The organism is Nocardioides speluncae, from assembly GCF_003121585.1.
In the GTDB taxonomy this organism is placed as follows: domain Bacteria; phylum Actinomycetota; class Actinomycetes; order Propionibacteriales; family Nocardioidaceae; genus Nocardioides; species Nocardioides speluncae.
In genome coordinates this window covers 56,456-72,876 of the sequence record NZ_QEOO01000023.1, presented here as the reverse complement: position 1 = coordinate 72,876, position 16,421 = coordinate 56,456, and the positions used below count along the sequence as shown (strand labels likewise).

The following is a 16,421-nucleotide window of genomic DNA, read 5'->3' as shown; positions in this document are numbered from 1 at the left end:
GTCACGAGCCGCCGTACCAACGTCTCGTGACGGACCATCCCGCGCCTTAGCCGACGGTACGCCGTTCCGCCGGTACGCCGCGCTCCCGGGCGTCGGTGAGGCGGGCCTCCTCGGCCGCGATCGCCTCCAGCTCCTTGCGCCGCTCCTCGAGCGCCGCGTCGTACACACCCGGATCGCTGACCAGGTCGGCGGCGCCGTGTTCGAGCCGGGCCAGGGCGGCGCGGCCGAAGATCTGCTGCTCGGTCGAGGTGCGGTTGGCGCGGCCGCGGCCGACGAAGGCGATCGCCCACTTCATCAGCGCGGAGACCCGGTTCTTGAAGCCGGTGAGGTAGACCAGGTGGACGCCGAGCCACATCAGCCAGGCGAGCAGCCCGCTCAGCTTGAGCTTGCCGACCATCGCGACCGCGCTGAACCGGCTGATGATCGCGATCGAACCCTTGTCGAAGTAGTGGAACGGCTTCTGCGCGGGCTTGCCGGCCAGCCGGCCCTTGATCTCCTTGGCGGCGTACTTGCCGCCCTGGATCGCCACCTGGGCGACACCGGGCAGGTTGTCGAGCGCGATCATGTCGCCGACCACGAACACCTCGGGGTGCCCGGGCAGCGTGAGGTCGGGGTTCACGTGGATCCGGCCGGCCCGGTCGAGCGGCGCGCCGGTCTGCTCGGACAGGGTCCTGGTCAGCGGGCTCGCCGAGACGCCGGCGGCCCAGATCTTGGTGACCGAGTCGATCCGGCGCAGCGTGCCGTCCTTGTCCTTGACCTCGATGCCGCGCTCGTCGACGTCGGTGACCATCGCGCCGAGCTGGACCTCGACGTCGTGCTTCTCCAGCTCCCGCTTGGTCCAGGCGCCGAGCTTGTGGCCGAACGGCGGCAGTACCTGCGGCGCCGCGTCCAGCAGGATCACCCGGGCGGTCCGGGTGTTGATGTAGCGGAAGTCCTTCTTGAGCGTGCGGTGCGCCAGCTCGGCGATCTGGCCGGCCATCTCGACGCCGGTCGGGCCGGCACCGACCACCACGAAGGTGAGCAGGTGGTCGACGTCGTCGCCGCGGCTGGCACCCAGCTCGGCCATCTCGAACGCGCCGAAGATCCGGGCCCGCAGCTCGAGCGCGTCGTCGATGCTCTTCATGCCGGGCGCGAACTCCGCGAACTGGTCGTTGCCGAAGTAGGACTGGCTGGCCCCGGCGGCCACGATCAGGGAGTCGTACGACGTCTCGGTGGGCCGTCCGAGCACCTGGGAGGTGACCACCCGGCGCTCGAGGTCGATGTCGGTGACCTCGCCGAGCAGCACGGTGGCGTTCTTCTGGGAGGCGAGCACCTCGCGGGTCGGCGGCGCCACCTCACCGGCGGCGAGGATGCCCGTCGCGACCTGGTAGATCAGCGGCTGGAAGAGGTGGTGTGTCGTCTTGGCGACCATGGTGACGTCGACGTCGGCTCGCCGAAGCGCCTTGGTGCCGAACAGGCCGCCGAATCCCGAGCCGACCACGACGACCTGGTGGCGCTGGCCCTTCGCTACTCCGCCTGCAGTGCTCGTGCCTGACATCGAAAGCCTCTCTGCCCATTCGCGGCCCGCGGATGTGTGCAGGTGCGAAAGTTCACGACTCTGTCCCTACAACCATCCCACTGCTCATGAGAGGGTTCGTGGGTGCCCATCACTAGTCCTGCGAAACAGTGGTTTGGGACACAATATTTGCGGGTAGTCAGGGCAAGATGGTCTGACCAGTTCACAACACCACTTGCGGGACCGGCTGGTCCCCCGCCCCGCTAAAGGTGCCGGACTTGCCGCTGAACCGAAAAGCACTAGAGCTACCTGCAAATCCGCGGTCCGTACAGGACGCGCGGCGGTGGGTCGCGGGCATCTGCCATGACATCGGCCGTGATGACCTGGTCGACTCCGCCGAGCTGGGCGTCTCCGAGCTGGTGACCAACGCCCTCCTGCATGCCGAGCCGCCGTTCCGGGTGGCGGTGCGCGGCACCGTGGAGCACCCGCGGATCGAGGTCTACGACGGCTCCACCACCCCACCCAGGGCCGACCTCGGGATGACCGACGATGACAACCTGCTGTCCACGATCGGCCGCGGGCTCGGGATGCTCGCGATGAGCTCGAGCGCGTGGGGCGCCGACATCGACCGGCACGGCAAGGTGGTGTGGTTCTTGCCCGTGGCGGAGGCTCGCGCCGACGTCGACCTGGCCGGCCGCATCGACATCGACGACGCGGTGTCCTACGAGCCGCAGCCGGTGGTCGACGGGATCGTCGTACAGCTTCTGAAGCTGCCGGTCGACCTGTACGCCGACTTCCGCCGGCACTACCGGGAGCTGCGGCGCGAGCTGCGGCTGCTGTCGCTGGCCGACGAGACCAGCTACCCGATCGCCAAGAGCCTCTCCGACCTGTTCCTGCAGTTCGAGCGCGAGCTGCTGGTCGGCGTCGAGTCGGACCGGCTGGAGGGGGCGATCCAGGGCGGCCTCACGGTCACCGACCACGAGGTGGAGATCCCCCGCAGCGCCCCGGCCACCATCAAGCAGATGCTGGAGCTGCTGGAGCTCGCCGACGCGTTCTGCCGGGCCGAGCGGCTGCTCGCGCTGGCCACCACCGCCCAGCAGCACCAGTTCCAGCGGTGGTACCTCGGCGAGTTCGTCCGCCAGGGCCGCGGCGAGACGGCGCAGCCCTGGGCGGCGGCGCCCAGGTGAAGCAGCACAAGCAGAGCGCTTCGTGAAAGGTGCCGCTCCGACCCCCCGACTTCTCGCCGCGGTCGCGGTGGGCGGCGCGCTCGGTGCACTGCTCCGCTGGTACGCCGGCGTGCTGGTCGCCGACGGTGCCGGGATTCCTTGGACGACCCTCGCGATCAACCTGTCCGGATCGTTCCTGCTGGCCCTGCTACCGGCCTCGTCGTACATCCGCGACCACCCGGTGCTCCCGGTCTTCCTCGGCACCGGCGTGCTGGGCGGCTACACCACGCTCTCGGCGTACACCGAGCACTCGCGCCGGATGCTTGCCGACGGGTCGACCGCCCTGGCGTTCGCCTACCTGGCCGGGACCCTGCTGTCGTGCGTGGTCGCGGTCCGGCTCGCCCATCTGCTGTCGTCCGCCGAGGCGCAGCACGAGTTCGAGGACGAGGAGGGCAACGAATGACGCCGCTCCTCGTCGCCGTCGGCGCCGCGGCCGGCGCCGTGCTGCGTTACCTCGCCGGCCACTACCTCGACGGCACCTGGCACCGGGGCACGCTGCTGGTCAACGTCGCCGGCTCGTTCCTCCTCGGCGTCTTCTCGGGCTGGGCGCTGTCCGGCGCCTGGCTCGCGCTGCTCGGGACCGGCTTCTGTGGAGGGCTGACGACGTACTCCGCCTTCGCGGTCCAAGCAACTGAGCACGGCCCACGCCGCGGCACGGCGTACGCGCTGGTCACGGTGGCCGCGGGGCTGGCCGCGGCCTACCTCGGCTTCGTGCTCGGACGCGCGCTGTAGCGCGTCTTTGTCGGTGCCGGGCGACATAGTCCATGCCCGCTTGGAGCCTGCTCGACCTCGACCGTGCGCTGCGCGCCAGCTGGTCGGTGGACACCGCATCCCCTGACGATGTCGACGGCTGGAGCCCGGACAACCCGGCCTTCGGTCACTGCGACGTCACCGCGCTCGTCGTCAACGACCTCTTCGGTGGCGACCTGGTGATGGCGGAGGTGTACGTCGACGGCGCCCAGCGCGGCTACCACTGGTGGAACAAGCTGGCGAGCGGCGTCGAGCTCGACCTGACCCTCGAGCAGTTCCGGCGCGGGGAGACGCTCCGCGACTCCCGGGTCAGGCAGCGCCCGCCTGGCCCGCTGCCGCGCCGCTGGGACGCCTACCTGCTGCTGCGCGAGCGGGTCGGCGCGCACCTCGGGCCGCTGCCGCCGGCGTACTGACTCGCAGCCCTCAGGCGTAGCCGAGGTCGTGCAGGCGGTCGTCGTCGATGCCGAAGTGGTGGGCGACCTCGTGGACCACGGTGATCCGGACCTCGTCGACCAGTTCCTCCTCGGACTCGCACATCTCCTGCAGCGGGTTGCGGAAAATGAAGATCCGGTCCGGCAGCTGGCCGGCGTACGAGCCGTCGCGGTCGGTGAGCGCGACCCCGTCGTACAGGCCGAGCAGGTCGGGGTCGTCCGCGGGGGGCTCGTCCTCGACGAGGACGACGACGTTGCGGATCAGCGCGGCCAGCTCGTCGGGAATGTCGTCGAGCGCCTGGTCCACCAGGGCCTCGAACCGCTCGCGGGTCATGTCGATCGCCATCCTGCAATTGTGACCGGCGGCCAGTAGCCGCTGCGACCGGCCAGAGCGAGCTCGGCGATCAGTCTTCGACGTGCGCCAGCTTGCGGTCCCGCGATTGGCGGTCTGCGATGAGCTCTTCGAGCGCGAGGGTCACGGCTTCTTCCTCGGATCGCAGCCCGCTGATCTCCAGGGCATGCTGCACGAGGTCGGAGTCGATCGAGATGTTCGCAGTCATGCGTGCCTCCTTGCGCGTGAGTGCGCACAAGCATTGTGACTCGCATTGCCCAGAAATGGCTCGACGCTCCGGACCATGCGGTCCGGAGCGTCTCTGCGACCCCGACGGGACTCGAACCCGCGGCCTCCGCCGTGACAGGGCGGCGCGCTAACCAACTGCGCTACGGGGCCAGGTTGCTCGTTCAGGAGCGGTGGAACTCTAACCTACCCAACGCGGTCTCTCCCAATCGGTAACGAAGAGCTGCGCTGGAGTACCCCGCACCCCTGGCAGGAACCGGGAGTTTGGAGTATTGCCGTACCCCGCACCCCCGGCAGGAGCCGGGAGTTTGGAGTATTGCCGTACCCCCAACGGGATTCGAACCCGTGCTACCGCCGTGAAAGGGCGACGTCCTAGGCCACTAGACGATGGGGGCTGGGACCGGTACAGCATAGGGGTCGGCTCGGAAGCGCCTCAAATTCATCGCGCCGCCACGTCTGAGGTATGGTTTCTCCGCTCGGGCAGGTAGCTCAGTTGGTACGAGCGATCGCCTGAAAAGTGATAGGTCGGCGGTTCGACCCCGCCCCTGCCCACGAGCAGCAGGCTCTTGACCTGCGCCAAAGGCCCCCGCCGGACTCGGCGGGGGCCTTTGCATGTCGGTTGTCTTGTCGGCGCTGCGTGCCAGCATGGACAAGGTGGACGACGACAGCGTCACCCAGGGGTACGTCGAGCTGCCGGCCGAGCTGCCGGACGTGTTCCGCTGCGCGTGGCGCCGTACCGGGTCGGACCTCGGCGGAGCCAGCGCGACCGTGCTGCCCGACGGCTGCGCCGACATCATCGTCGACCAGTCCGGAGGCGCGGTCCTGGTCGGGCCGACGCTGCTGCCCCACCGCCATGCGCTCGGCTCGAAGGTGACGCTGCGCGGGCTGCGGCTGCAGCCGTGGGCGGTGCCGCTGCTGTTCCGGCTGACGGCGACCGAGGTGCGGGACCGGGTGCTGCCGCTGGACGCGCTGGTGGGCAGCCGGTGGGCCCGCGAGATCGCGGCCGAGGTGTGGCGCGGCCGAGTGCCGAGGCGCTGGCGGTCGATCGACACGACTCCGTGGCAGATGGACCTGGTCAAGGGCCTGCTGCGGGCACCCAGCGGTGCGGTCGAGGTGACCGGACGCGAGTGGGGAGTCTCCGAGCGGCACGCCCGTCGCGCGGTCCGGGACCTGACCGGCATGTCGCCGCGGGAACTCGGCCACGTCGGCCGGCTGCAGCGGCTGCTGCCACTGCTCGACGAGGCGAGGTTCCCGCTCGCCCGGCTCGCCGCAGAGGCCGGCTACACCGACCAGGCGCACATGTCCCGTGACCTCAAGCGGCTTGCCGGGGTGACGCCGCTGAGCCTGCGGCGCGAGCGGTCAGGGGCCGCCGCCTGGCCGGGCGGGCGGCTGCTCACCGGGACCGAGGACCTAGTGGTCACGCCCGGAAGTTCGTCGAGGGTCTGAGTGGTCAGGGTGCGTGCAGCGCAAGGCGTCGGAGGGAGGCGGGCCGGTGGCCCGTCGACCGACGACAACGCAGCGATGTGCGTGCCCTGGCCGCTCAGACCCCGATGAACTTCCGAGCGTGACCACTAATCCGCGGCGCCTGATCGCGGTGTGGCCGATTGGTACAAGAGCTGGCCGCCGCCGCACGACAGCATCGAACACATGACTACCGACATCAAGGCCGCAGAACAGTTCGTCTACGCCAACGCCCGCCTGCTCGACCGGCGGCGGCTGGAGCACCTTACCGGTGCCGGGACCGCGGACGCGGTCGTCGAGGCGCTGCGTGCCTACCAGAACGACGACGGCGGCTTCGGGCACGCGCTCGAGCCCGACATGCGCGCACCCGGCAGTGAGCCGGCGGCAACGCTGCTCGCGCTGGAGACGCTGGTCGAGGCCGGCGCCACCAAGGACCCGCTGATCGACGGCGCCGCCGAGTGGCTGGCCAGCGCCGCGGCGCCGGACGGCACCCTGCCGCAGATGATGGCGACCGGCGCCGGCTATCCGCACGCGCCGTTCATCAACCCCGGCGGCCCGACGTTCCTCACCTACGCCCTGGCCGGCGCGCTCTGGCGGACCGAGGCCCGGCCGGACTGGCTGGACCGCGCCACCACTTGGGCCTGGACCGAGCTGGAGAGCCTGGAGGCGCCGCATACCTACACCGTCGTGTTCGCGCTGCGCTTCCTGGACGCCGTACCGGACGCCGACCGTGCCGGCGCCGTACTCGACAGCCTGCGTCCGCTCCTGGACGACGCCGGCTGCATGCCCGTACCCGGCGGCGTCGAGGGCGAGCAGGTCACCCCGCTGGCCCTGTCACCGGAGCCGGGGAGCCGCAGCCGGACCCTGTTCACCGGCGAGCAGGTGGCCGCCGACCTGGACCGGCTGCAGCGCGAGCAGCTCGACGACGGCGGGTGGGACTTCGACTTCCTGCACTGGTCGCCCGGACAGGCGCTCGACTGGCGCGGCAGCTTCACCGTGAGCAACCTGCGCCAGCTGGAGCAGCACGGCCGGATCAGCTTTTCCCTGACTACGTCGGCGCGGAGGTCGCCGCCGCCCGCTGAGCCGTGAGTACGGCGTCCGCGGCGGCCCGGCCGACGGCGATGCAGGAGCGCACCGCGCTGCCACAGTTCACGCTGATCAGGCCGGGGGCAGGCTCATGGACGTGGGGCTCCTTGCCGGCCCAGTCGGAGCCCCAGCGCACCTGGGCGGTGCTGGCGCCGGCGAGGAACGGGAACCGCTCCGCGAGGCCGGCGCCGAAGAGCTGCGGCAGGTAGTCGACCGGGCTGGCGTGGTCCTCGTCCTCGACCAGGTCCTCCTGGCCGACGACGAAGCGGAGCCGGCCGTCGATCTCCTTGATGAACACGTAGACGAAGCCCTCGCCGAGCCGCGTGATGATGTGTGGAAGCCGCTGCTGGCTCGGTGTGACCGGAAGGTCCAGCACGAGCAGCTGGCGCTTCTCGACCTCGCCGGTCAGACCCGGCGAGAGGCCGACGTTGGCCACGCCGAGCGCCAGCAGCACCACCTCCGCCTCGACCTCGCCGTCAGTGCCGACAACCCGGTGGCTGCCGTCGCCCGGCTCGACCGCGCGGACCTCGCCGACGTCGAGGTCGGCCACCCCGTCCGTACTCCGGCGCAGGTGGTCGACCAGGTCGTCGGCCTCGATGTTGATCCCGTCGACCAGCTCACCGGTGTCGAGGTAGAGGTAGGGCTCGTCGCGCATCCGGATCGGCGCACCGGAAGCCACCTCGGAGCGAATGAACCGCGCCGTCTCCTCGATCGCCCGCGACCGCTCCGGATCCGGCCGGTGCCAGCTCACGCTGCCTCCGGACTGCCGGAATGCGCCCCGCACGGCGGACCCGTCGACCCGGACCACGCCGGGCACCCGGCGCTGGGCGAGATGGTAGGCGGCGGCCGACCCCACGGGGCCGGCCCCGACGACGGCGATCGCATGGACCATGGCAGGGGCCTCTCAGGCAGGGGGCGGCACCGGTTCCGGTAGCGGAATCCTCCCATTCTCCTCAAATGCGGTCACCAGGGCATGGGCAGGTGTGCGCCGCTCCTGGAGTGCTATGTGCAGCGCTTCCAGGTACGGCGCGTGGCTGCTGCCGGCGAGCGCGGCAGTCGCCGCGTCGAGCACCGTGGCGGCCTCGGCACGCAGCCGGTCGTCGTCGAACCCGAGTACGGCGGCCCGCCGCAGCGCCGCGACGTCGGCCTTGTCGGCACGGCCGGGCAGCTCGGTGTCGAGAGCCAGGCCGCCGAGCAGTGCCATCAGCGGCCCGAACAGCGCCAGGTCGGCGAACGCGTCGAACGCCTTGAACTCGATCCGGCCGGCCTCGGCCTCGATCCGGGCGCGGGCGATCAGCCTCGACGGATTCCCGGCTGGTGGAGTCGCGAGGAAGACCCGGGCGACCGGTCGATGGCCGGCCCGGAGGTGGCCGCGGACCGACAGCCCGTCCCACCGCTTGCCTGCGTGGAACGGGCTGCCGGCGGCGAACGACACCAGCGCCGGCGCGTAGTAGGCGAGCTTGCGGCCGATGTCCACGGACTGCTCCGGGCCCCAGCCGGAATGGGAGAAGTTCACGTCCGGCCCGTAGGTGAGCATGTAGACCTCGGGGGCGTCGTACTCCGGGTGCGCGCGCCGCATCTCCAGCTCCCACGGCAGGTACGGCGGCTCCGGGACGTACGCAGGGAGGTGCGGGTTGTAGCCGATCGCGGCCAGGCGGCAGCCCTCGGCCGCCGCGGCGGCCGACAGGGCTGTCGTCTGCTGGCCGAGCGCCTGCAACGTGGGCTCGATCCCGTCGCAGATCGGGGTCCTGGTCTCGACCCCCTTCGGCACGCAGCGCAGGAACGTTCCCTCGGCGTCGAAGCGCTCGTCGCCCTCGACGTACCACCGGGTCCACTTGATCGCGAGGTCGCCGCGAGTGAGGTCGGCGTCGCTGTGGTCGGGCAGCCGGTCGATGATCCGCTGCGACCGCTGGCCGGCCGTGTCCGCGGTGAAGTCGAAGAGCCGGTCTCCCTCGGCGACCAGGCCGAACTCGGCCTCGATCCCGAACCGTAGGTCGTCTGCGTCGAAGTCGGTGTGGATGGCGGGTCGCACGCGCGACACCCTGGCAGATAGCGCTTGAGCGTGCATACTCAGCGGCATTGAGCGATACGGAGATGGTCGGCGACCTCCGGGCCGTGGGGAAATGACCCCATGACCCGCTTCGCCGATCCTCAGAAGTGCCCCGACTGCGGCGCCCCGATCACGCCCGGCGCGCCCGCGTGCGTGGCATGCCGACTGCCGCTGACCGGCATCACCGCGCAGACGCTCTTCCAGACCCTGCAGCGGGCCGACCTGCTGCTCACCCAGCTCCGCACCTCCGACGCCTCGGTCGGCGCGGCCGCGCCCATGGCGCCGCCCCAGCCGGCCATGCACCCCCACAGGCCGCCGCCGGTCTTCACGCCCGGCCCGCTCCCCACTGCGCCTCCGCTGCCGCCCAGCCCGGCGCCGCCGCGCCGCGGCTTGAGCGCCCCGTCGGTACCCAAGATCCTGCTCGGCCTCGGCGCGCTCTGCCTGCTGGTCGCGGCGCTGGTCTTCCTGGCGTTCGCGTGGTCGGTGCTCGGCGTCGGCGGCCGGACCGCGGTCCTGGTCGGCCTGACCCTGCTGGCCGGAGCCGGCTCGCTCACCTCGGCGAAGTTCGACCTGCGCGGTGCCGCCGAGTCGCTCGCTGTGGTCACCTTCGGCTTCGTCGGCCTGGACATCGCCGGCGCCGCCAACGCCGGCTGGTTCGGCGACGCCGGGATCGGCGCACTGCTGATGGTCACCGGTGTCACGGTCGGCGTCCTCGGCGCCGGCGGCGCGCTCGCGGGGGCCGCGCTCCCGATCAAGCGCCTGGTGGTGGCCGAGCTCGGCGTCGCCGGCGGCACCGCCCTGACTGTGATCGGCTCGCTCGCCGCGGCCAACGACGACCACGGCGTCGTACTCACCCTCGGCCTGGCCGGCGCCGTACTCGTCGCCTACCTCGGCTACCGGCTGCGCCTGGTCGTGGCCGCCTTCGCGACCACCGTGGTCGCCGGCTTCACCTGGCTGTCGCTGACCATCAACGGGTTCGTGCAGGCCTCCGACGAGCCCACCCTCGCTGCGATGTACGGCGAGCTGAACGCCTGGACGCTGCTGGTGGCGATCGTCGCGATGGCGGCCGTGGCGCTGGTCCGGCCGCTGCCGGTGTGGGCCCGGGTGGGCGCAGCCACGATCGCGGCTGTGGTCGCGGTCTTCACGCTGACACTGCCCGTCCTTGACGAGACGGCGACTCGGACCACGCTGGCCTGGCTGCTGGTGCTCGCGGTGACCGCGGTCGCGACGTACGTCGTCCCGAACCCGTGGCGGGCGGTGCCCGCCGCGCCGATGGTGATCGCGGCCATCGACCAGCTCGTGGTCCAGCTGACGCTGAGCGGCCAGGCACTCGGCCGGCTGGCACCGGAATCCGCGTGGGCGGCGCCGACCGGCGTCCGGCTCCCGGACGAGGCTGCCGCGTTCGCGCCGTGGATCCTGGTCCCGTCGTTCCTGTGCCTGGTCGCGGCCGGTGTCGCGACCGCGCGGTTCTGGGTGAACCCGCTGCCGACGGTCCAGCGGTACGCCGTACCGCTGGGCGCCGCGGTCCTCCTCGCCGGGCTGGCGACGCTGGCGCTGTACCCGGTGCCGGTGGCGGTCGTGTTGGCCGGCCTGGTCGCGGTGGCTGTCGCGGTCGGCGCCTGGACCCAGCTCGCGGCGGCCGACGCCCGGTGGCCGTGGCTGGCCCCGGCGGCCGTGGTGCTGCTGCTGGCGGTCGGGACCGCCCTGGTGGACGAGGTGCTCACCGCACTCGTGCTCGCGGTCGTGGTGGCCGCTGCCGCGGCGCTGGAGTGGGCCGGCCGCCCGGCGGTGGCAAGGCAGCTCGGCGAAGCGGTGCTGGCCCCGGCTCTGGCCGGCCTGATCTGGACGGTCGCGGAGATCGGCGCACTGCCGACCGAACATCGCGCCGTACCCATCCTGCTGCTGGTCGGCGGCCTCGCGATCGCGCGACCGCGGGTCGTGGGCGAGATCAGCTCCGCGCTCGCGATGCTGGTGACCGCCGGTGTGGCCACGGCCGCCGCGGACCGCCCGCAGACCTGGCTCGCGGTGCACCTCACGCTCGCCGGCGCGGTCGTGGTGACCTCGTCACTGGTGAACCGGGACCGGCGCCTGCTGGGCTGGCTCGGCGGCGCTCTGCTCGCGGCCGCGACCTGGGTGCGGCTTGAGGAGATCGGGGTGACCGAGCCGGAGCCGTACACGCTGCCGACCGCCCTCGCGCTGCTTGTCGTCGGCCTGCTGCACCTGCGCCGGCGCCCGGAGACCTCGACGTACACCGCGCTGATGCCGGGCCTCGCGCTGGCACTGGTGCCGAGCCTGCTCTGGGCGCTGACCGACCCGGTCTCGCTGCGGGCGCTGCTGCTCGGCGTCGGCTGCCTGGCTCTGGTGCTGGTCGGCGTGCAGCTGAAGTGGAGCGCACCCCTCGTGGCCGGCGCCACCGCGGGTGGGCTGCTGGTGCTGCGCGAGGCGGCGCCGTACGCCGGCAGCGTGCCCCAGTGGGCCACCATCGGCCTCGCCGGCACCCTGCTGCTCGTCCTGGGCATCACCTGGGAACGACGCCTCCGCGAGGTCCGTCTCGCCGGCACCTACCTCCGCGCCCTCCGCTGACCCGGCCCGTCTTCACGCCACAGCACGCCGCCAGCGGAGCTCCGGGTCGACATCAGCCTTCGCAAGCTCAGGCTGATGCTGACCCGGCCCGTCTTCACGCCACAGCACGCTGACCCGGCCCGTATTGACACCGATCGCGTCAACAAGGGCCGGGTCGGCGACGTACCGCGTCAACACGGGCCGGGTGAGCGCCGTACGACGTCAACACGAGGCGTGTCGGCGGGGGCTTGGGGTGCACGGCATAGTGGGCGGACGCGAACTTCCGGGTGCGGATGGAGGCAGGAGTGAACCGGATCGGCGGCGTGCTGCTCGCCTCGGCTGCGGTGGTGGGGATCGTCGCGGGCGGGTACGCCGGAATCATGATCGGACGGCCCGGCGACGACGGCAGCCCCTCCGGCAGCCCCTCAGGCAGCCCGTCGGCCACCGACCAGCAGGACCTGGCTGTCGACCAGCCACTCTTCTACGCCACGCCGGACGAGATCCACGACACCGGCGCGATCGTGCCGCTGACCGGGCTGCCGGCGGACCAGCACGACCGGATCGTCGCCGTGCAGCGGCTGGCCGGCGACGCCTGGCTGCTGGTGCTGTCGACCAGCGACAGCATCAACACCTACCAGGCGGTCCGGGTGGACCAGACTGGCGCCGTGCGGGTGATCGGTGACTTCGCCGGCGTGTGGGACCTGTCCGAGGCTGGCGACCAGCTGATCGCGATGACCACCGACTCCAGCGCGTACGTCGTCCGCTCGACCCAGGACGGATCCGAGCTCGGCCGGATCGCGCCCGCCGACGTCGGGGAGGCCAAGGCCGCCGAGGCCGCGGGGGTCGGGGCCTTCTCGGCGACCGGCGTCGTCACCGCGTGGACGCCGTTCGAAAGCAACCGCTCAAGGCTCTACGAGACCGAGCTAGGCACCCGGCTGACCGACGTGGTCGGGACCGACTTCTACGACTGGTCGGCGTCACCGGGCGGGCTGCTGCTGGCCGGCGAGAAGGCGGAGGACCCGGCGAACCCCGACGGCGCGCGCTGCCTGCAGGGCGGTCCGGTCGGCAACGCCGCGGGCTGGTGGAAGGACTGCGAGTGGGCGGCCGGCTCCAGCTACGGGCCGCGCTACAGCCCGTCCGGCGAGAAGCTGCTCGCGGTCCCGACCGACTCCGGGTCGGCGACCACGTTCGCGATCGTCGACGCCGAGGACCAAGCGGGGCCGATCGAGTTCCAGATCGCGGGCGACCCGCCCGCGGCCGAGTGGTACGACGACCACAGCTTCTTCGTGCTGTCCCGGACGGACGACGGGCCGAGCGTCATCTCGATCTGCAAGGAGTCGTCGGGCGCCTGTGCCGAGGTCACCCGGATCGACAACCAGGTCGTCCTCGGCGCTCCCTGACCGGCGTCAGTCGTGGATGGCCAGCAGCGGCCGGACGGCGTGCCGGGCCTGGTGGATCCGCGACTTGATGGTGCCGAGCGGAACCTCGAGCGTCTGCGCGATCTCGTCGTACGGCAGACCCTGGACATCGCGCAGCACCAGCGGCTCGACGAGCTCGGGGTGGGTCGAGCCAAGGATCTCCAGCGCCTCAAGCAGGTCGAGCCGGCTGCCTGCGATCACGCTGGTGGTGCGCGGGTCGGCCAGCACCGGCATGTCGTCGGCCGAGCGCTCCGCGGCGCGCCGCTTCAGGGAGCGGTACGTCGAGCGCGCGCTGTTGGACGCCACCGCGTGCAGCCAGGTCGTGAACTTGCTCCGGCCTGCGAACGAGCTGATCTTCGTCGCGACCAGCAGCAGCGCGTCCTGCGCGGCCTCCTCGGCGTCCTGCGGGTACAGCAGCATCCGCCCGCAGATGCGCTGCACCCGGGGCTGGATGGCGGCCAAGAGGTCTTCGAGCGCATCCCGATCCCCGGCGGCGGCGCGCAGCGCCAACTCGTCGAGATCGATGGGCTCGTCGTGCCCTGTGGTCACGGTCAGGTCCTCCCGTGGATTCAAAAATCTGGCCTTACGGCACAATACCCAGCGTGTCCTTACCTGATCGCCTCGGCAGGCTGCGGCGGGTGGAGCGGCTGGGTGTCGGGGGTTTCGCGACCGTGTGGCTCTACCACGACGACGAGCTACGCTCCGACGTCGCCGTGAAAGCCCTCGCCGACAACTGGGCACAGCGCTTCGACATCCGCGAGCGGTTCCTCGAAGAGGCGCGGATCCTGCGCCGCGCTGACTCCGATCACGTGGTCCGGGTCTACGACATCGGCGAGCACGACGGCACGCCGTACTTCGTGATGTCGTACGCCGACCGCGGCTCCCTAGCCGACCTCATGGAGAAGTCGGCGCCGGTCCCGGTGCCGACTACCGTCGAGCTGATCCGGCAGGCCGGGCTCGGGCTGTCGGTGCTGCACGAGCACGGCGTCGTGCACCGCGACATCAAGCCGCAGAACCTGCTGCTGCGCACCGCCGGATCCGGCGGTACCCGACTCCTGGTCGCCGACCTCGGCGTCGCGAAGGCGATGCTGCACGCGAGCGGGCTGACCCAGGTGGTCGGCACGCCGTCCTACATGGCGCCTGAGCAGGCGGCGGGGATCGGCATCGACATCCGGGCCGATGTGCACGCGCTGGGCGCGGTGGCGTACCACATGCTGACCGGCAAGCTGGTCCGCGAGGGCGGCATCTCCGACCTGATCGACGCCCGGCTGCCGCAGGCGCCGTCGGCGATCGCGGATCTGCCGCGCAGCGTCGACGAGGTGATGTTCCGGGCGCTGCACCCGCGACCGGAGGAGCGCTGGCCCGACGTCGCGACGTTCACCCGGGAGTTCGGCCGGGCGCTGGCCGGGCACACCGGTACGGCGCCGCCGTACTCGCAGGCCACGGTCACCCACAGCCCGCCGCTGGCCAGCCCCTCCCCGAGCCCGCGCCCGAGGACGGCCGGGACCTCGACGCCGTCGGCGACACCGCTGAGCACACCACAGCCGGCCGGCGAGAGCCGTGGGATGCCTGGCTGGATGCTCGCAGTGCTGTGCTTGCTTGTGCTCGCCACGACGTTCGTTGCGTCGTACGCCGTCACGGTGCTGCTCGAACGAGGCTAATACTGGGGTGTCCCGGGTGCCTGGGGTGCTCGGAAACGAGCACCTGACAGCCCTCGAACATGCAACGAGGCCAGGGCAGCTGCCCCGGCCTCGTTGACGTTGAAGGACGAACGGTAACCCCGTCAGCCCGCCTTGCGATCCAGAAGTTCCAGCACCTCGGTCTCACGGAACCTACGGTGCCCTCCCAACGTTCGGATCGAACTGATCTTGCCCGCCTTAGCCCACCGCGTGACCGTTTTCGGATCCACGCGGAAGAGTGCCGCAACTTCGGCTGGCGTCAGCAGGGTCTCCGCTTCTGCACTGTTGGGCGTCATCGCCATCTAACCCTCACATGTTCGTAGGCTCGCGCGCCCTCGTCATGCCCGTCGTGAGCGCACTGCCTTGCTTCCCTGGAATGACCCACCTTCAAACCCCCCGGAAATCCAAGCCGAAGGCGGGAACTGCTACCTCTTCAAACAACTGCGGGCTTGCGCCCTAGGCTGTGTCTCGGAGGACGCGCTCAACCCATGCACGTCTCCGAAACAGGACAAACGATGCCATACACCCATGGCAACATAGAAAGCAGGCACAACCAATGTCTGAGGCAGTTCCTGGGGTCAATTTCTTCGACCTAGGGGCCGATCACGAGCAGATTCTCTTTTGCAACGACTCTGCTTCCGGCCTTCGTGCGATCATCGCGATCCACTCGACAGCGCTCGGCCCGGCGCTCGGCGGCACCCGTTTCTATCCGTTCGCCTCCACCGAGGAGGCCGTTAGGGACGTTTTGAACCTGTCCCGTGGCATGTCATACAAGGCGGCACTTGCCGGCCTCGACCTCGGTGGCGGCAAGGCGGTGATCATCGGTGATCCCGCCACCCTCAAGTCCGAGCCGCTGCTTCGGGCCTACGGCCGATTCGTCCAGTCACTGCACGGCCGCTACTACACCGCGTGCGACGTCGGCACGTTCTCCGAGGACATGGACCACATCGCGCGCGAGTGCGACTACGTCACCGGCCGGACCGTCGCCCACGGCGGCGCCGGTGACAGCTCGGTGCTGACGGCGTACGGCGTCTTCCAGGGCATGCGCGCGGCCGCAGAGGTGGTCTGGGGCGCACCCACCCTGGACGGCCGGGTGGTCGGCGTCGCCGGCGTCGGCAAGGTCGGCCGCCACTTGGTGCGGCACCTGGTCGAGGACGGCGCCTCGGTCGTGGTCACCGACGTCGCCCCAGCCGCCGTCGAGAGGGTGCGGGCGGAGTTCCCCGACGTCACCGCCGTCGCCTCGACCGCCGAGCTCGTCGCGGCGAACCTGGACGTGTACGCGCCCTGCGCCCTCGGTGGCGCGCTGACCGACGATGTGGTCGGCACGCTGTCGGCCAAGATCGTGTGTGGTGCCGCTAACAACCAACTGGCGCACCCCGGCGTGGAGAAGCTGCTCGCGGACCGCGGCATCCTCTACGCGCCCGACTACTGCGTGAACTCCGGTGGCCTGATCCAGGTCGCCGACGAGCTCGAGGGCTTCTCCTTCGAGCGCGCCAAGCAGCGCGCCACCGGCATCTTCGACACCACGAAGAAGGTCTTCGCGCTCGCTGAGGCCGACGGTGTACCTCCCGCTGTGGCTGCCGACAGGCTGGCCGAGCGGCGGATGCACGAGGTCGGTCGACTCCGCGGCATCTGGCTTTCCTCGACGTAACCACGGCGCATCCGGGGCTCCTCCTAGAACAAGTC

The 16,421-nt window shown here is 71.1% G+C and carries 17 protein-coding genes and 3 tRNA genes; 11 read left to right on the top strand and 9 right to left on the bottom strand.

Annotated elements, in window-relative coordinates:
• Positions 1-46: 46 nt before the first annotated feature.
• The gene (locus DDV73_RS13290) at positions 47-1,537 is read right to left on the bottom strand and encodes an NAD(P)/FAD-dependent oxidoreductase (protein WP_109507734.1); all 1,491 of its coding nucleotides are present in this window, start codon (positions 1,535-1,537) and stop codon (positions 47-49) included.
• Between the two features lie 227 nt (positions 1,538-1,764).
• Here DDV73_RS13290 and DDV73_RS13285 point away from each other — a divergent pair, with 227 nt between their 5' ends.
• Genes DDV73_RS13285 through DDV73_RS13270 form a run of 4 tightly spaced genes read left to right on the top strand, consistent with a single transcriptional unit; the run spans position 1,765 to position 3,884 of the window.
• On the top strand, positions 1,765-2,682 hold the full coding sequence (locus tag DDV73_RS13285) for an ATP-binding protein (RefSeq protein WP_109507733.1): 918 nt from the start codon (positions 1,765-1,767) through the stop codon (positions 2,680-2,682).
• 22 nt (positions 2,683-2,704) lie between these two features.
• Positions 2,705-3,124 carry a fluoride efflux transporter FluC gene (locus DDV73_RS13280; RefSeq protein WP_109507732.1) on the top strand — a complete coding sequence of 140 codons (420 nt, stop codon included), beginning with the start codon at positions 2,705-2,707 and terminating at the stop codon, positions 3,122-3,124.
• On the top strand, positions 3,121-3,453 hold the full coding sequence (locus DDV73_RS13275) for a fluoride efflux transporter FluC (protein WP_109507731.1): 333 nt from the start codon (positions 3,121-3,123) through the stop codon (positions 3,451-3,453). Before DDV73_RS13280 ends, DDV73_RS13275 begins: the two co-directional genes overlap by 4 nt.
• A gap of 32 nt (positions 3,454-3,485) precedes the next feature.
• On the top strand, positions 3,486-3,884 hold the full coding sequence (locus DDV73_RS13270) for a YunG family protein (RefSeq protein ID WP_109507730.1): 399 nt from the start codon (positions 3,486-3,488) through the stop codon (positions 3,882-3,884).
• 10 nt (positions 3,885-3,894) lie between these two features.
• On the opposite strand, the gene DDV73_RS13265 is transcribed toward DDV73_RS13270, so the two are convergent.
• The 4 genes from DDV73_RS13265 to DDV73_RS13250 form a co-directional block, all read right to left on the bottom strand.
• On the bottom strand, positions 3,895-4,248 hold the full coding sequence (locus DDV73_RS13265; RefSeq protein ID WP_109507729.1) for a metallopeptidase family protein: 354 nt from the start codon (positions 4,246-4,248) through the stop codon (positions 3,895-3,897).
• A gap of 58 nt (positions 4,249-4,306) precedes the next feature.
• Complete coding sequence (locus DDV73_RS13260; RefSeq protein WP_109507728.1) at positions 4,307-4,462, bottom strand: type II toxin-antitoxin system VapB family antitoxin; 156 nt, start codon at positions 4,460-4,462, stop codon at positions 4,307-4,309.
• Positions 4,463-4,558: 96 nt separating this feature from the next.
• Positions 4,559-4,632: transfer RNA gene (locus DDV73_RS13255), tRNA-Asp, on the bottom strand.
• 169 nt (positions 4,633-4,801) lie between these two features.
• A tRNA-Glu gene (locus tag DDV73_RS13250) sits at positions 4,802-4,874 on the bottom strand.
• Positions 4,875-4,957: 83 nt separating this feature from the next.
• Between DDV73_RS13250 and DDV73_RS13245 the strand changes: the two genes are divergently transcribed.
• From DDV73_RS13245 to DDV73_RS13235, 3 genes are all read left to right on the top strand, one after another.
• Positions 4,958-5,031: transfer RNA gene (locus DDV73_RS13245), tRNA-Phe, on the top strand.
• A 60-nt stretch (positions 5,032-5,091) separates the two neighbouring features.
• On the top strand, positions 5,092-5,925 hold the full coding sequence (locus tag DDV73_RS13240; protein ID WP_109507727.1) for a helix-turn-helix domain-containing protein: 834 nt from the start codon (positions 5,092-5,094) through the stop codon (positions 5,923-5,925).
• Between the two features lie 201 nt (positions 5,926-6,126).
• Positions 6,127-7,029: a hypothetical protein gene (locus DDV73_RS13235; RefSeq protein WP_109507794.1), complete on the top strand. Its 903-nt coding sequence runs from the start codon at positions 6,127-6,129 to the stop codon at positions 7,027-7,029.
• On the opposite strand, the gene DDV73_RS13230 is transcribed toward DDV73_RS13235, so the two are convergent.
• Positions 6,989-7,918 carry an FAD-dependent oxidoreductase gene (locus tag DDV73_RS13230; RefSeq protein ID WP_109507726.1) on the bottom strand — a complete coding sequence of 310 codons (930 nt, stop codon included), beginning with the start codon at positions 7,916-7,918 and terminating at the stop codon, positions 6,989-6,991. The genes DDV73_RS13235 and DDV73_RS13230 overlap by 41 nt on opposite strands.
• Positions 7,919-7,930: 12 nt before the next feature.
• Positions 7,931-9,058 carry a glutamate-cysteine ligase family protein gene (locus DDV73_RS13225; RefSeq protein WP_161962379.1) on the bottom strand — a complete coding sequence of 376 codons (1,128 nt, stop codon included), beginning with the start codon at positions 9,056-9,058 and terminating at the stop codon, positions 7,931-7,933.
• Positions 9,059-9,157: 99 nt separating this feature from the next.
• Between DDV73_RS13225 and DDV73_RS13220 the strand changes: the two genes are divergently transcribed.
• Positions 9,158-11,659 carry an SCO7613 C-terminal domain-containing membrane protein gene (locus DDV73_RS13220; protein WP_109507724.1) on the top strand — a complete coding sequence of 834 codons (2,502 nt, stop codon included), beginning with the start codon at positions 9,158-9,160 and terminating at the stop codon, positions 11,657-11,659.
• A gap of 284 nt (positions 11,660-11,943) precedes the next feature.
• The gene (locus tag DDV73_RS13215) at positions 11,944-13,038 is read left to right on the top strand and encodes a hypothetical protein (protein ID WP_109507723.1); all 1,095 of its coding nucleotides are present in this window, start codon (positions 11,944-11,946) and stop codon (positions 13,036-13,038) included.
• A 6-nt stretch (positions 13,039-13,044) separates the two neighbouring features.
• Here DDV73_RS13215 and DDV73_RS13210 read toward each other — a convergent pair whose 3' ends face one another.
• Positions 13,045-13,605 carry an RNA polymerase sigma factor gene (locus tag DDV73_RS13210; protein ID WP_109507722.1) on the bottom strand — a complete coding sequence of 187 codons (561 nt, stop codon included), beginning with the start codon at positions 13,603-13,605 and terminating at the stop codon, positions 13,045-13,047.
• Positions 13,606-13,658: 53 nt separating this feature from the next.
• Here DDV73_RS13210 and DDV73_RS13205 point away from each other — a divergent pair, with 53 nt between their 5' ends.
• The gene (locus DDV73_RS13205; protein WP_161962378.1) at positions 13,659-14,717 is read left to right on the top strand and encodes a serine/threonine-protein kinase; all 1,059 of its coding nucleotides are present in this window, start codon (positions 13,659-13,661) and stop codon (positions 14,715-14,717) included.
• A gap of 122 nt (positions 14,718-14,839) precedes the next feature.
• Here DDV73_RS13205 and DDV73_RS13200 read toward each other — a convergent pair whose 3' ends face one another.
• Positions 14,840-15,031, bottom strand: coding sequence for a BldC family transcriptional regulator (locus DDV73_RS13200; RefSeq protein ID WP_109507793.1), 192 nt, complete (start codon positions 15,029-15,031; stop codon positions 14,840-14,842).
• A 260-nt stretch (positions 15,032-15,291) separates the two neighbouring features.
• Here DDV73_RS13200 and DDV73_RS13195 point away from each other — a divergent pair, with 260 nt between their 5' ends.
• Positions 15,292-16,386: a Glu/Leu/Phe/Val dehydrogenase dimerization domain-containing protein gene (locus DDV73_RS13195; protein WP_109507720.1), complete on the top strand. Its 1,095-nt coding sequence runs from the start codon at positions 15,292-15,294 to the stop codon at positions 16,384-16,386.
• Positions 16,387-16,421: the final 35 nt, after the last annotated feature.

Excerpts from the sequence above, each read along its gene's own strand:
- DDV73_RS13290 (WP_109507734.1), bottom strand. The coding sequence starts at position 1,537 with ATGTCAGGCACGAGCACTGCAGGCGGAGTAGCGAAGGGCCAGCGCCAC.
- DDV73_RS13275 (WP_109507731.1), top strand. The coding sequence starts at position 3,121 with ATGACGCCGCTCCTCGTCGCCGTCGGCGCCGCGGCCGGCGCCGTGCTG.
- DDV73_RS13270 (WP_109507730.1), top strand. The coding sequence starts at position 3,486 with ATGCCCGCTTGGAGCCTGCTCGACCTCGACCGTGCGCTGCGCGCCAGC.
- DDV73_RS13265 (WP_109507729.1), bottom strand. The coding sequence starts at position 4,248 with ATGGCGATCGACATGACCCGCGAGCGGTTCGAGGCCCTGGTGGACCAG.
- DDV73_RS13260 (WP_109507728.1), bottom strand. The coding sequence starts at position 4,462 with ATGACTGCGAACATCTCGATCGACTCCGACCTCGTGCAGCATGCCCTG.
- DDV73_RS13240 (WP_109507727.1), top strand. The coding sequence starts at position 5,092 with ATGTCGGTTGTCTTGTCGGCGCTGCGTGCCAGCATGGACAAGGTGGAC.
- DDV73_RS13235 (WP_109507794.1), top strand. The coding sequence starts at position 6,127 with ATGACTACCGACATCAAGGCCGCAGAACAGTTCGTCTACGCCAACGCC.
- DDV73_RS13230 (WP_109507726.1), bottom strand. The coding sequence starts at position 7,918 with ATGGTCCATGCGATCGCCGTCGTCGGGGCCGGCCCCGTGGGGTCGGCC.
- DDV73_RS13220 (WP_109507724.1), top strand. The coding sequence starts at position 9,158 with ATGACCCGCTTCGCCGATCCTCAGAAGTGCCCCGACTGCGGCGCCCCG.
- DDV73_RS13200 (WP_109507793.1), bottom strand. The coding sequence starts at position 15,031 with ATGACGCCCAACAGTGCAGAAGCGGAGACCCTGCTGACGCCAGCCGAA.
- DDV73_RS13195 (WP_109507720.1), top strand. The coding sequence starts at position 15,292 with ATGTCTGAGGCAGTTCCTGGGGTCAATTTCTTCGACCTAGGGGCCGAT.